We start from the raw sequence: 13,563 nt of genomic DNA, 5'->3' as shown, positions 1-13,563 counted from the left end.
GCCCCGGTGCCCGCCGAGCCGGTCGCCGCCGAGTTCGTGGTTCCCGACGCGATGCCGATCGAGCCGCCTGCCGCCGAACCGGCAACGCCGCCGGAGGCCCCGCCGCCGGTCTACGATGAGCCGATCGCCCCGGCCCCGGCGTACGTCCCCGAGCCCCCGGCCTACGTGCCGCCGGCACCGCCGCCCAACTATCTGCCGCCTGCTCCGGCGCCGGCACCCGCCTACGTGCCGCCGGTGGGCAGTGCGCCTGCGCCGCAGCTGAACACCCCACAGCAGCCGCGGCTGCGGGACCGGATCATCGAACGCATTCCGATCATCAACCGGTTCCACGAACCCGAGTACGACTACACCCCCTAGCCCCCCCTAGCGCTACCTTTCCGCCGCCTTTTGCGCCGAACTGGCATTCCGGCAGCGAAAGTACGAGTGGCCGCCTGCTGGAATGCCATTTCGGCGGAGCTGCAGCGGGAACGTCAGCGCACCACGTTGTGCAGCGGTTCCCCGCGCTGCAGCCGGGCGATGTTGGCGCCGATGTCGTCCGCGCGGCCGGCGAAGGTGTCGGTGGTGACCCCCGATGAGTGCGGCGTCATCAGCACATTGGGCAGCTCGGCGAACGGCAGCTCGCTGGGCGCGCCGCGGCCGTCCCCGGACGGGTAGTGGTACCAGACATCGATCGCCGCGGCCTTGATCACCCCGCCCGCCAGCGCGTCGTAGAGCGCCCGTTCGTCGACCAGTGGTCCCCGCCCGACGTTGATCAGCACCCCGTCGGCCCCCAGCGCGGCCAGCTGCGCCGCCCCGATCAGCCCTTCGGTGTGCTCGTTGAGCGGTGCGGACACCACGGCCACATCGCATTCGCCCAGCAACCGGTCCAGCGCGGTGGTGTCGCCCACCCAGTCCAACCCGGCGTCGTCGGCCAGCTGCCCCGACCCGGTCACCGCCGCGGCCGTGCAGCCGAAGGCGCGCAGCAGATTCCAGCTGCAGCTGCCGATGTGCCCGAATCCGACGAACCCGATCCGTGCGCCGGCGAGGGTCGGTGACTGCGGCAGCGAGGTGTCGTACACCGAGGTGGCCCAGATCCCGTCGCGCAGCGCGCGGTCCTGGATCAGGAAGTCGCGGCGCAACAGCATCGCCGCGCCCGCGACGTACTCGGCGATCGACCGCTCGTGGTGAAACGTGTTGGCAACCTGGACATCCGGTGGCAGTGCGGCGAAGTCGATGCGGTCGGTGCCGGCGCCCCCGACATGGATCAGCCGCAGCTTCGTCGCGGCCTGCACCATGTCGGCGGTGAAGAAGCGGCCGACGAACACCTCGGCGTCGCGCAGTGCCTCGTAGGGCACGCCGTCGGTCAGCCAGGTGAACCGGGCGCCGGGAACCAGGCTTTCCAACCGGTCGCGGTGGGGCACCAGGTTGCGGTCGGCGACGACGACATGGAGGACCGGGTTCGCGTCTTTCATGTCAACCTCGCTGCCGCGCAGGGCGTTCGCCGTCGGATGTCCGTCTGGGAGTTTGGCCGCCGCAACGCGGCCGTGCAATGTCTCCCGACGGTACAGCCCGGGCCGTGGCGGTGACAGGCGGGAACTCGGCGCCGGCGGGGCGCCGTAACCCAGCCTGGGGCCGGGTCAGCGTCGGACGTTGCAGCCGGCGGCGATGTTGTGGCAGTGGCCGTCGCCGCTACATGTGCCGCACCGGCACCGGCAGCCGCGGTTCTTCAGGGATTCCGAGATGTGGTGGTCGTATTCCTTCGCCATGACACGCTCCTTTGCGAGGCGCTTTTCAGGCTAGCCCCGGCACCGCTACTCGGGTGTGCAGTTGAGGCGCTTGCCGTAGAAGTCGACCACCACCTCACCCTGATGCTCCCGGTACTCGGCGCCATCGCGGGAGTAGCGGATGCCGCTGGCGGTTCGCTGCTGAATCAGGATCGCCGAGTCGCCACCCCAGTCCAGCACCATCGCCGAGGGATCGGCGTCGGGGTAGAACCGGGCGGTGAGCGTATCGGCGGTGTCGTCGCACCGATAGGTCACCACGGGTGCTTCGGGCAGGCCGGGAATCTGGAGTTCGACCAGCCTGGTCTGGTAGGCCTCCAGCACGCAGCGGCGGATGTCGGGCTCTTTCCAGCAGTCGTCACGCCCGGCCTCCCAGCCGCGTTGTTCGGACCGTGCCGCGGCCGGGTCGTCCGCTGCGGCCAGTGTGCGGTCGACGGTGCCGGTGAGTCTGGCGTCCAGCGCGGCGATCTCGGGATCATCGCAGATCAATTGTCCGACCGGCGGATCGCATGTGTCGGCTGGGGCGGTCGACGCCGCCGAGGTCGACGCCGCCGGGGGCGACGCGGGGGACGACGCGGGCGGCGGGGCGTCGGTGCCCTGCGGCGAACACGACACCGACACCGCGGCGACGGCGGCCAGGGCGGGTCCCAGAATCAGTGAGCGCAAACCCATTTGCTGATCCAAGCACGTCCGATCAAAGCACGACGGCCGGGCGTCGCCGTCACGTTCTGGGGGTCAGCTTGATCGTTGCGAGGCCCATCCGCTCCACGGCGTCGCGCCAGTCGGCTGCGGTGGGCAGGCGGTTGTCGCGGAAGCCCAGTCCCATGTAGCGGCTGGCGCGCTGGGGTCCGTAGGCCCGGGCCAGCCGGTCGGCGATGTCCACCACGGCCTCGGGTTCGGTGATGAGTTCACCGCGCATCGGGTGCCGTTCACCGCGGTGGTAGACGACCGCGTCGGTTCCGCCGCGGAAGTTGTACTTCCACGGCGCTTCGAGCACGGCGTAGAGGTCGCCGCCGAGGTGGTGGGCGCTGACCGGCACCGAGAAGCGGCGGCCGGTCTTGCGTCCGGTGAACTCGACGAGCATGAACGGGCTCAGGCCCCTGCCCAGTGGGGTGCGCAGGGCCCGCCGCAGCACCGGGTTCATCAGGTTCAGCAGAGCTTCGGGTGGGTGGCTGGCCTCGATCGCCGCCGGATTCTCGGTCATTGCTCCACGGTAGAGCGACCGGCTCTGCCCGGCGGAGTGTTCACAAACGGGCCAGTTGGCGTTCGATGAGCTCGGTCAGTGCCGCGGCGGCTTCCTCGTCGCCGGTCACCTCGAGGTCACCGCCGCGCCGCGCCTCTGTCAGTGTCTTCGTGCCCCCGTTCAGTGCTGCGATGGTCGGTGCCGATGCGCGGACGGTGACATCGGGAGTGTCCGGGCATGGTCCCGGCGTCACCGAGACCTTGCCGCGGCGCAGGTGCAGGCACGCGGTGCTGTCGCCGATGTGGAATTCGTAGACCGCGTCGAGGTCGGCCGGGGCGTCGTCCCGGAACTCGGCGGCCAGAAAGCTCAACATCCACTCGGCGCGAAACGATTCGTGGCGGATGTCGGCGTCCGACATCTGGTGGCGCGCACCCCAGGTCGCCAGCGGGATCAGCGCCAGGGCGAGTTCGCGCCCGGCGTCGGAGAGCTCGTAGACCACCGCTGAGCCGGGTTGGTCGACGGCGAGCCGGCGCGCGATGACGCCGTCGGCCTCGAGTTGGCGCATGCGGGTGGCCAGCAGGCTGGTCCCGATGCCGGACAACGCCTCGGCCAGCTCGCTGTAGCGCTTCGGGCCGGAACCCAGTTCCCGCACGATCAGCAGCGTCCAGCGCTCGCCGACCACGTCGAGGGCATGGGCGAGCCCGCAGAACTGTCCATAGGTCTTGCGCGCCATACCACCCATCGTACCCGCTAGCTCACATTTCTAACCCAAAGTGCAAATAACATTGACAACTTCTATTTCTTATCTTAAGTTCGGAATCAGACCAGGGCGCCGCGGCGGGAGAGGACCGCCACCAGCCCACGAACACGAGGTGACATGACATGGCTTCGATTGCCGGATTCACACCCAGGCGTTGGCTGCCGGGCGCGCTGTTGCGCTGGCTCACGGCGCCGTCCCGCACGGTGGAGGTGGCGATGGACGCCGCCCCCGCCGACCCCGGGCCGGGCAAGCGGCGCTACTACCCGCCGCTGCGCGACCGCACCTTCGAGCAGGCCGCGATGGCCCGGGAGATGTACCGCCTCTGAGCCGGCACCCCCGCGCGCCGAAACGGCATTCCGGCAGCAAAAGTGCGAGTAGGGGTCTGCTGGAATGCCATTTCGGCAGTTTCCCGCGTACGGGGCGGTGCCGGCGAACATGAGGTAGCTTCAACGCACGAACCGATTGGCCGCACTCGAGGAGACCAACGGTGGATGCGACTCCATTCGGGCCCTATCGGCTGCAGAAGCTGATCGGCCGGGGCGGGATGGGCGAGGTCTACGAGGCCTACGACACCAGAACCGACCGTGTGGTCGCGCTGAAGGTGCTGCCGCACCACATGGCCGAGGACGAGACCTTCCAGGAGCGCTTCCGCCGCGAATCCCAGTCCGCCGCCGGCATCAACGATCCGCACGTCGTGCCGATCCACGGCTACGGCGAGATCGACGGCCGGCTCTACCTCGACATGCGCCTGATCGAGGGCAGCAACCTGGGCACGATGCTCGCCGAGACCGACAAGCCGCTGGGGGCGCCCTTCGCCGTCCGCATCGTCGAACAGGTCGCCCACGCGCTGGACTCGGCGCACAAGGCGGGCCTGATCCACCGCGACATCAAGCCGTCGAACATCCTGATCACCGGCCGCGACTTCGTGTACCTGATCGACTTCGGGTTGGCCCGCACGGCGGGCGAGAAGGCGCTGACCACCGCGGGCAGCACGCTGGGCACGCTGGCCTACATGGCCCCGGAACGGTTCGAGGCCGGTGAGGTCGACGCCCGTTCCGACATCTATGCCCTGACCTGTGTGCTCTACGAGCTGCTGACCGGGTCACGGCCCTACCCCGCCGACAGCCTCGAACAGCAGATCGCCGGGCACATGGTGGCCCCGCTGCCCCGTCCGTCGGCGGCCGACCCACGGCTGGCGGCGTTCGACGCGGTGATCGCCAAGGGGATGGCCAAGAACCCCGCCAAGCGCTACCAGACCGCCGGCGAGCTGGCCGCCGCGGCGCAGCGTGCGCTCAACGCGCCGATCCGGCGGGCCCGCGGCTCACGCCATTCCGCACGGACCACCCGGAGGAGGTCGCCGCGGACGCTGGTCCTCGCCGGGGCCGCGGTCGTGGTGGCCGCTGCCGTGGCGGCCGGGGTGTGGATATGGGCGCCGTGGCGCGACGACGGTCCGGCCCCGGCGCAGGCCGACGGCGCGGTGGAGCAGATCGCGCAGACCGTACCGGCCGAGATCCGGGACACGGGCCGGCTGGTGATCGGGGTGAACGTGCCCTACGCGCCGATGGAGTTCAAGAACGCCGACGGTCAGCTGGTGGGTTTCGACGTCGACCTGATGAATGCCATCACCCGGGTGCTGGGGCTGGTGCCCGACTACCGCGTCATCAACTTCGACCAGATCCTGCCGTCGGTGCAGAGCGGGGCGATCAACGTCGGGATGTCCTCGGTGACCGACACCAAGCAGCGCGAGGAACTCGTCGACTTCGTCACCTACTTCGAGGCCGGGACCCAGTGGGCGCGCCGCCCCGGGACGACGGTCGGACCGGCCGCGGCGTGTGGGGGCAGAGTCGGTGTGGCACAAGGGACTCTGCAGGCCACCGAGGAGTTGCCGCAGAAGAGCGACGAGTGTGTCGCCGCCGGGGTGGCGCCGGTCGACATCGTCGAGTTCCGCGGCCAGGACGCGGTGACCACGGCGCTGGTCGCCGGCGAGGTGGACGCGATGTCGGCCGACTCTCCGGTGACCGGGTTCGCGATCAAACTGTCCCGCGGTGAGCTGGTGCCCGCCGGCGACGTGTTCGACTCGGCGCCCTACGGGTGGCCGGTTCCCAAGGACTCCGGCCTGGCCGAGTCGTTGCGGCTGGCGCTGGAACACCTGATGGAGACCGGCGAGTACCGCACCATCGCCACCATGTGGGGGGTGGAGCGCGGAACCATCGACAAACCGCAGATCAACGGCGCCGGCCGGTAGTCGCTCAGCTGGGCGCACCGGCGGGCGCGGCGGCGGGGCCGCGGTGCTCGGCCTCCAGCGCGGTGCCTTCGATGTCGAGGTCGGGCACGTAGCGGCCGAACCACTTGGAGTGCTTCCACATCGTGTCGCCCAGCATGGCCATCACCGCCGGTATCAGCGTCAGGCGCACCACGAACGCGTCGAGGAACACCCCTACGGCCAGCGTCAGCCCGATCGACTTGATGATCGGGTCGCCGCCGGCCAGGAAGGCGACGAACACCCCGAACATGATCAGCGCGGCTGCGGTGACAACGCGGGCAGACAGCGCCACGCCGCTGCGCACGGCGTCCTGCGCACTGTCGGCGTGGCCGAGCTCCTCCCGGATCCGGGAGACCACGAATACCTCATAGTCGCTGGACAGGCCGAAGATGATGGCCAGCACGATGATCGGCAGGAAGCTGATGGTCTCCCCGGGGGTGATACCGAGAATCCCGGCTCCCCAACCCCATTGGAAGATCGCGACCTGGACCCCGATGGCGGCGAACACCGACAGCAGGAACCCCGCGATAGAGGTCAGCGGCACCATCGCCGCGCGGAACGCGACCGTCAGCAGCAGGAAGGCCAGGCCGACCACCACAACGATGAACACCGGCAGCGCGGCGGCCAGTTTTGCCGAGGTGTCGATGTTGGAGGCGGTGTTGCCGCCGACGAGAAACGTTGCGCCGGTATCGCCTTCAATCGACTCACGGTCGTTGCGGATGCGTTCGACCAGGTCGGCGGTGGCGGTGTCGTTGGGGCCGGTCTCGGGGATCACCTGGATGACGGCGGTGTCGCCGCCGGTGCCGGCCGGCGAGGCCGCAACGACGCCCGGTTCACGGCCGATGTTGGCCGCGACGGTCCCCACGGCCTGCGGGTCGGTGGCGTTGGACAGGTCGGCGACCACCAGCAGTGGGCCGTTGAACCCGGGCCCGAGATGCTCGGCGGTCAGGTCGTAGGCCTGGCGGGCGGTGCTGGACTCGGGCTGGGACGCCCCGCTGGGCAGGCCCAGATGCATGCCGAAGGTGGGCAGTCCGATCAGGACGAGCCCGGCGGCGCCGCCCAGCAGCAGCGGCTTGCGGAACCTCACCACGAACCGCGCCCACGAAGCACCGAAGGTTCGATGCGGGGTGTACGCGGCGACCTGGGCGACCTGCCTGGGCCGCCCGGGCTGCAGGGGCGGTTCGATGAACCGGGCGACCCGCCCGCCGGCGAAACCGAACAGTGCGGGCAGCAGGGTGACCGCGATCAGCATCGCGATGAACACCGCCGCCGCCGCGGCCAGACCCATGTAGGTCAGGAACGGGATGCCGACCACGGCCAGCCCGCACAGCGCGATGATCACGGTCAGAGCAGCGAACACCACCGCGCCGCCGGCGGTTCCGACCGCCAGACCGGCGGCCTCGGCGCGCGGGATCAACAGCAGCAGGTTGTTGCGGTAGCGGTTGAGGATGAACAGCGCGTAGTCGATGCCGACCGCCAGGCCCAGCATCAGGGCCAGGGAAAGCGCCGCGGTGGGCATCTCGATGAACGCGGCGGTGACGAAGATGCCCAGCGCGCCGATGCCGACGCCGATTCCGGCGGTCAGGATCGGCAGTCCGGCGGCGACGACCGCGCCGAAGGTGATGACCAGGATCAGGAACGCCACCGCGATGCCGATGATCTCGGGCAGGTGGGGAACCTCGACGCGGTAGCCGGGATAGACGCTGCCGGCGTACTCGACCCGCAGGCCGGCCTGCTGGGCCGGTGCCATCGCCTCCTCGAGAGCGGTGAGCGAGGCCTCGGTCACCTCGCCGATCTGCTGGTTCCACTGCACGGTCCCCAGCCCGACGCGTCCGTCGGGCGCGACCTGACGGGTCTGGGCGGGGCCGGCGGCCGCGGCGACTTCGGGAATGGTGTTGGCCTCGGCGACGGTCCGCTCGATGACCGGTGCCAGCGCCGGGTCGGTGACCGTTCGGCCCTCGGGCGCGACGAAGGTGAGTTGGGTCTGCGCGCCGCTGAGGGCGGGCAGGTCCTGGCGCAACTGCTCGACGGCGCGCTGGGACTCGGTGCCGGGGATGGCGAAGTTGTCGCTGGGCTGGCCCTGGAAGCCGAGGAACGCGGCGAGGACGGCTGCCAGCACCGCCAGCCAGGCCCCGAGCACCCACCACCGGCGTCGGAAGCTGAACTCACCAAGGGTGAACAGAAATCGCGACATGTATCCCCCTGTTCCCGGCACACCGGGGGCGTATGCGTGGGCGCTGCTGTGAATTCGCTGACCTGACCGGGTCGGGCTCGTACGCTGGGAACGGTGATGCCGCCGTCGTCTCTGCCTGCGGGTCCGCGCCTGCCGCGGATCGTTCAGGCCGCGCTCCTGCTGGGGCGCGGGCCGCAGTTCGTGGCGGCGTGCCGGCGCCGGTACGGCCCGACGTTCACGCTGCGGGTGGCCTCGATGGGCACGCTGGTCTACCTGACCGATCCGGCCGACATCAAGGCGGTGTTCGCCGGCGATCCGGACGTCTACCACGCCGGTGAGGCCAACTCCATGCTCAAGGGGCTGCTCGGTGACAGCTCGGTGCTGGTCGTCGACGGGGAGGTGCACCGGGACCGCCGCCGGCTGATGCTGGCCCCGTTCGCGCGCGACGCGGTGGCCCGCCAGGTGGACCTGATCGCGCAGATCGCCGCCGACAACATCGCCGGCTGGCCGGTGGGCCGGACCTTCGCCGCCGCACCCAAGATGTCGGAGATCACGCTGGAGGTGATCCTTCGGACCGTGATCGGGACGACCGACGCGGCCCGGCTGTCGGCGCTGCGGCAGGTGTTGCCCCGGGTGCTGCGGGTCGGGCCGTGGGAGACGCTGGCGGTGGCCAACCCCGGCCTGCTCAAGCGCCGGCCGTGGCGGGCGCTGGCCGATGCGCTCGCCGAGGCCGACCGGCTGTTGTACGCCGAGATCGCCGACCACCGCGCCGATCCGCAGCTCGCCGAACGCACGGATGCGCTGGCCATGCTGGTGCGCGCGTCGAACGAGGACGGCCGCACGATGAGCGACCGGGAACTGCGCGATCAGCTGATCACGCTGCTGCTCGCCGGACATGACACCACGGCGACGGGGTTGTCCTGGGCGCTGGAGCGGCTGGTGCGCGACCCGGACACGCTGGCCCGGGCGGTGCGTGCCGCGCGCGACGGTGACGACGAGTACCTCGATGCGGTCGCGCGGGAGACGTTGCGGGTCCGCCCGGTGGTGTTCGACGTCGGCCGGGTGCTGCAGGAGCCGGTCGACTTGGCCGGGTACCGCCTGCCGGCGGGGGTGATGGTGATCCCCGGCATCGTCGCGGTGCACGCCGACAGTCAGCTCTACCCCGATCCGGAGCGGTTCGACCCGGACCGGATGGTGGGTGCGGCGCTGAGCCCGGCGACGTATCTGCCGTTCGGCGGCGGGAACCGGCGCTGCCTGGGGGCGACGTTCGCGATGGTCGAGTTCCGGGTGGTGCTGCGCGAGATCCTGCTCCGTGTCGACCTGGAGACCACGTCGGCGGCCGCCGAGAAGCAGCGCCTCAAGCATGTCATCTTCGTGCCGCACAAGGGGGCTCAGATCCGGCTGCGCGCCAGGCACGCTCCGCCGCAGCAGGCCCAGCGTGCCGCGCCGCGTTGTCCGGCGGCCCTCGCGGGCGGGTCGGGGCGAACAGCCTGAGCATCGGGTGTAATCTGAGCGACAGGCGTTGTGCGGATTCGCCTCTTCACCGCAACTTCTCAAGCTGCATGCGTTCCGCCTGCGACGTGATCTTCTTGCGCTCGCGACCTATGAATCGGCCGGGCTCGTATCTGCAAAGGACGTGTGGCATGGAATCCACCGAACTGTTCTCCCACCCCTCGCGCCCCGAGCATGTCGCGTCGCGCAACGCCGCCGAGCCGGTGCAGGTTCCCGTCTTCTCCGATCAGCCCAGCACGGTTTCGCCTGCCGATCCGCCGTCGGCGTGAACGGGGCGGCGCGGTCGCGCCGTGCGTCCCGTCCCGCCAGGGTAGCCCTGGCCGCGGATCTGGGCAGCGGTATCGACGGCGCCTGGTGGCCGCATTCAGCGTCGGTGGCCGCCGAGCTTCCCGAGCTGGTGGCGGCCGTGCACGGACGGCTGGGGGAGGTCGTCGGGATCCGGATCAACTGGTCGGCCGCCGAGAGCCAGCTCGACCTGGAGACGCTGGCGACCGGGGTGCGTGCCCGGCACGACGGGGAGCGGGACCTCCGGCCCAGGCTGATGATGGTCGACGGCACGATCGCGTGCGCCAAACTGCTTGTCGTCCCGAGCATGACCTCCCAGACGCTCGGTTTGATGATGTTGCGTACCGCCGCCCGGTTACCGACCGCCGGTTCCGGCCGGGAGACCAGGCTGTTCGATCTGGCGTGTGCGGTGATGAGTCTGGCCGAGGCGGAGAGCTCGAAGTGGGCGGCCGCACCCGGGGCCTGACGCCGGCCCCCGGCTCGCGATCCGTGGAACGGCAGCTCGGCGTGCTAGCCTGACCTGGGACGTTGATCTGACGTCCATTCAGATGAGAGAAGTTGAAAAAGTATGGCACAGGGAACTGTGAAGTGGTTCAACGGCGACAAGGGCTTCGGCTTCATCGCCCCCGATGGCGGTGAACCGGATGTGTTCGTCCACTACTCGGCAATCGACGGCAGTGGATACCGGTCGCTGGAGGAGAACCAGCGCGTCCAGTTCGACATCGAACAGGGCAACAAGGGCCCGCAGGCGGTGCGGGTCTCGGCCGTCTGAGCGCGGCACACTCGTTGAGTGGGCTGGTGGGATCTTCCCGCCAGCCCACGTCTCATTTCGGACTGATCGCGAAAAGCGTTCTCTACCAGCAACTTAGGTACGCCTTTGACGGCCGGTGCCGCCGCTACTAGTCTGGTGTGAATTCCACGCGCTGGCGGCTGCCTCAGCCTAGCCCGGTGGTCCATTCTTCTCGACCGGATCGACAGGACATGCATTGGCGATTGCCGACGTTGCAGCCTTCGCGCACCTGACCGACGCCGACATCGAGGCCTTGGCGGGCGAACTCGACGCCATCCGGGCCGATGTCGAGGATTCCCTGGGGTCGGGTGACGCCGCTTACATCAGGCGCACCATCACCTTCCAGCGCACCCTCGACCTGGCCGCCCGGCTGGTGATCGGCTGCAGCAGCTCGCGGACCGGCTGGGTGCTGGGCACGGCGGCCTTGGCTTTCGCCAAGAGCGTGGAGAACATGGAGATCGGCCACAACGTCAGCCATGGCCAGTGGGACTGGATGAATGATCCCGAGATCCACTCCAACACCTGGGAGTGGGACATGGTCGCGGTGTCGTCGCAGTGGCGCTACTCGCACAACTATCGCCACCACGTGTTCAACAACATCGTCGGTGTCGACGACGATCTGGGCTTCGGGATCATGAGGGTGACGCGCGATGAGCCCTGGAAGCCTGAGCATCTGCTCCAGCCGGTACGAAATCTTTTGCTGGCAGCGGTTTTCGAATGGGGTATCGGTCTGCACGGAATCCATTCCGAGCGCGACCGGCTGCCCGCGGACAGTGCCGAGCTCACCGCCGAGCGGATGACCTTCGTCCGCAAGTCCGCCCGCCAGGGTCTCAAGGACTATGTGCTGTGGCCGTTGGTCAGCCGGCGGCGCTGGCGCCGGACCCTGGCGGCCAACGGAACGGCGAATCTGCTGCGCAATCTGTGGGCCTACGTGGTGATCTTCTGCGGCCACTTCCCCGACGGTGCGGAGAAATTCACCGCCGACGTGCTGGAGCGCGAAACCCGCGGTGAGTGGTACCTGCGGCAGATCCTGGGGACCGCGAACTTCCGCGCGGGTCCGGTGCTGGCTTTCGCCAGCGGCAACCTGTGCTACCAGATCGAGCACCACCTGTTCCCGGACCTGCCCAGCAACCGGTATCCGCAGATCGCCGAGCGGGTCCGCGCCGTCTGCGAGAAGTACGATCTGCCGTATACGACGGGTTCGATTGTGCGGCAATATCTTCTGGTGTTGCGGACGATTCACAAGCTGGCGCTGCCGGACCGCTTTCTGACTGCGACCAGCGACGACGCCCCGGAGACGGCATCCGAGCGCAGGGTCGGGGGAGCGTCCGGGTGGGGGTCAGCTCACCAGCGCTAGCGAGTGCGCGCGGCGCAGCTTGCCCGACGGTGTCTTCGGGATGGTGCCGGGCGCGAGCACCACGACGTTGCGGGGGCGCACGTCGACCTCGGCGAACACCTCGTGGGCGACCTGGCGTTCGATGCGCCGCACCTGTTCGTGGTCGGTGAAGTCCCGGCATTCCACCGCCACGGCGAACGCCTCCCGGGACAACCCTGAGTCCAGACGCACCGCGACGGCGCATCCGGGCCGGACTCCGTCGACCCGCCCGGCGGCGCGCTCGATGTCGGTGGGGTAGATGTTGCGGCCAGCCATGATGATCACGTCCTTGAGCCGCCCGCACACCACGACCTCGCCGGTCTCGGTGAGGTAGCCCAGGTCCCCGGTGTCATACCAGCCGCCCTCGTCCTGGGCGGCCAGGAACCCGACGACGGTGGTGTAGCCCTTCGTCACCGGCGCGCCGCGCACTTCGATGACTCCGACTCCGCGGGTGGGCAGTTCGGCGCCGTCCTCGCCGACGACGCGCAGCTGAATGCCGTCCAAGGGGCGCCCCAGCGAGACGAGGCGACGGGTGTGTCCGCGGGTGGCCGGGACCGCGCGGTGCAGCAGCGCGAGCAGGTCGGCGTCGACCTCGTCGACGAGCATGCCCTTGCCGCAGGGCGAGAACGACACCGCCACCGTCGTCTCGGCCATGCCGTAGGCCGGGATGATCGCCCCGGGGCGCAGCCCGAAGGGCGCGCCGGCCTCGCAGAGATCCTCCACGTCGAGCGGGTCGACCTGTTCTGCGCCGGACAGTGCCCACCGCAGGCAGGACAGGTCGAACTGGCCCGGATCTGCTTGCCGGCGCAAGCGTTTGGCCAGCAGGGTGTAGGCGAAGTTCGGGGCCGCCGTCATGGTGCCGCGATATTTGTCGATCAGCCGCGCCCACAACAACGTGTCCCGCAGGAAGTCCATCGGCGTGATCTTCACCAGCTCGGCGCCGAAGTACATCGGTACCGTGAGGTACCCGGTCATGCCCATGTCGTGAAAACAGGGCAGCCAGCTGACGATCACGTCGGTGTCGATGTCGAAGTCACACCCGACGGTCATCGCCTCGGCGTTGGCGACGATGTTGGCGTGGGTGATCTGCACGGCCTTGGGGGAGCCCGTCGAACCGGAGGTCAGCTGCATCAGCGCGACGTCGTCGTCACCGGTGTCCACCGGATCGGCCGGGCTGCCGGACAATAGTTCCTCGACCGTGAGCACCGTCAGGTTCAGGTCGGCCAGCACCGGTGCGGCCGCCAGGAACGGTTCGGAGACGATCACCGTCGCCGCGCCGATCATGTCGATCACCGCGGCGGTCTCCTCGGCCCAGCGCACCAGATCGGTGCGGGGTGTGGGCTGGTGCAGCATGGTCAGGCTGGCGCCGCGCATCCAGATACCCTGGGCGGCCGGGGCGATCTCCACCGGAGCGCCGGCCAGGACCGCCACCGCGTCGCCGGGGCCCACGTCCGCGGCGGCC

The 13,563-nt window shown here is 69.6% G+C and carries 14 protein-coding genes; 8 read left to right on the top strand and 6 right to left on the bottom strand.

All coding sequences use genetic code 11. The features are described from left to right. Positions 1–357, top strand: a 357-nt coding sequence (locus tag ACXAID_RS23130; protein ID WP_475024523.1) for a DUF7157 domain-containing protein, incomplete at its 5' end; no start/stop codon positions are given. Between the two features lie 113 nt (positions 358–470). Here ACXAID_RS23130 and ACXAID_RS23125 read toward each other — a convergent pair. The 4 genes from ACXAID_RS23125 to ACXAID_RS23110 form a co-directional block, all read right to left on the bottom strand. After that, a complete protein-coding gene (locus ACXAID_RS23125; protein ID WP_475024522.1) occupies positions 471–1,451 on the bottom strand; it encodes a 2-hydroxyacid dehydrogenase in 981 nt (326 codons plus the stop codon). Between the two features lie 339 nt (positions 1,452–1,790). After that, a complete protein-coding gene (locus ACXAID_RS23120; RefSeq protein ID WP_475024521.1) occupies positions 1,791–2,432 on the bottom strand; it encodes an MliC family protein in 642 nt (213 codons plus the stop codon). Between the two features lie 49 nt (positions 2,433–2,481). Then, entirely contained in the window at positions 2,482–2,964 is a 483-nt protein-coding gene (locus ACXAID_RS23115) for a hypothetical protein (protein ID WP_475024520.1), read from the bottom strand. A gap of 40 nt (positions 2,965–3,004) precedes the next feature. Further along, positions 3,005–3,676, bottom strand: coding sequence for a winged helix-turn-helix transcriptional regulator (locus ACXAID_RS23110; RefSeq protein WP_475024519.1), 672 nt, complete (start codon positions 3,674–3,676; stop codon positions 3,005–3,007). Between the two features lie 149 nt (positions 3,677–3,825). Between ACXAID_RS23110 and ACXAID_RS23105 the strand changes: the two genes are divergently transcribed. Together ACXAID_RS23105 and stpK7 are read left to right on the top strand one after the other, a co-directional pair. Continuing rightward, positions 3,826–4,029 (top strand): hypothetical protein, encoded by a 204-nt coding sequence (locus ACXAID_RS23105; protein WP_475024518.1) that lies wholly within the window; start codon positions 3,826–3,828, stop codon positions 4,027–4,029. Between the two features lie 161 nt (positions 4,030–4,190). After that, positions 4,191–5,948: a serine/threonine protein kinase StpK7 gene (gene stpK7, locus ACXAID_RS23100; RefSeq protein ID WP_475024517.1), complete on the top strand. Its 1,758-nt coding sequence runs from the start codon at positions 4,191–4,193 to the stop codon at positions 5,946–5,948. A 4-nt stretch (positions 5,949–5,952) separates the two neighbouring features. Here stpK7 and ACXAID_RS23095 read toward each other — a convergent pair whose 3' ends face one another. Beyond that, on the bottom strand, positions 5,953–8,160 hold the full coding sequence (locus ACXAID_RS23095) for an MMPL family transporter (protein WP_475024516.1): 2,208 nt from the start codon (positions 8,158–8,160) through the stop codon (positions 5,953–5,955). Positions 8,161–8,256: 96 nt separating this feature from the next. Here ACXAID_RS23095 and ACXAID_RS23090 point away from each other — a divergent pair, with 96 nt between their 5' ends. The 5 genes from ACXAID_RS23090 to ACXAID_RS23070 all read left to right on the top strand — a co-directional run bounded on the left by ACXAID_RS23090 (position 8,257) and on the right by ACXAID_RS23070 (position 12,083). Continuing rightward, positions 8,257–9,633, top strand: a complete 1,377-nt coding sequence (locus tag ACXAID_RS23090) for a cytochrome P450 (RefSeq protein ID WP_475024524.1) — start codon at positions 8,257–8,259, stop codon at positions 9,631–9,633. Between the two features lie 149 nt (positions 9,634–9,782). Next, positions 9,783–9,920, top strand: coding sequence for a hypothetical protein (locus ACXAID_RS23085; protein ID WP_475024515.1), 138 nt, complete (start codon positions 9,783–9,785; stop codon positions 9,918–9,920). Continuing rightward, entirely contained in the window at positions 9,917–10,402 is a 486-nt protein-coding gene (locus ACXAID_RS23080; protein ID WP_475024514.1) for a DUF5994 family protein, read from the top strand. The genes ACXAID_RS23085 and ACXAID_RS23080 overlap by 4 nt, the downstream gene beginning before the upstream one ends. Before the next feature lie 102 nt (positions 10,403–10,504). Continuing rightward, positions 10,505–10,708, top strand: a complete 204-nt coding sequence (locus ACXAID_RS23075; protein ID WP_475024513.1) for a cold-shock protein — start codon at positions 10,505–10,507, stop codon at positions 10,706–10,708. Between the two features lie 214 nt (positions 10,709–10,922). Beyond that, positions 10,923–12,083 (top strand): fatty acid desaturase family protein, encoded by a 1,161-nt coding sequence (locus tag ACXAID_RS23070; RefSeq protein WP_475024512.1) that lies wholly within the window; start codon positions 10,923–10,925, stop codon positions 12,081–12,083. Here ACXAID_RS23070 and ACXAID_RS23065 read toward each other — a convergent pair. Then, a partial coding sequence (locus ACXAID_RS23065; RefSeq protein ID WP_475024511.1) for a fatty acyl-AMP ligase occupies positions 12,066–13,563 on the bottom strand: 1,498 nt, incomplete at its 5' end. The two genes, ACXAID_RS23070 and ACXAID_RS23065, sit on opposite strands and share 18 nt — an antisense overlap.

The sequence above is a fragment of the Mycobacterium sp. ABE4_509 genome (assembly GCF_056160785.1).
The sequence above is the reverse complement of the archived record's forward strand: the minus strand, read 5'-3'. Positions and strand labels throughout refer to the sequence as shown.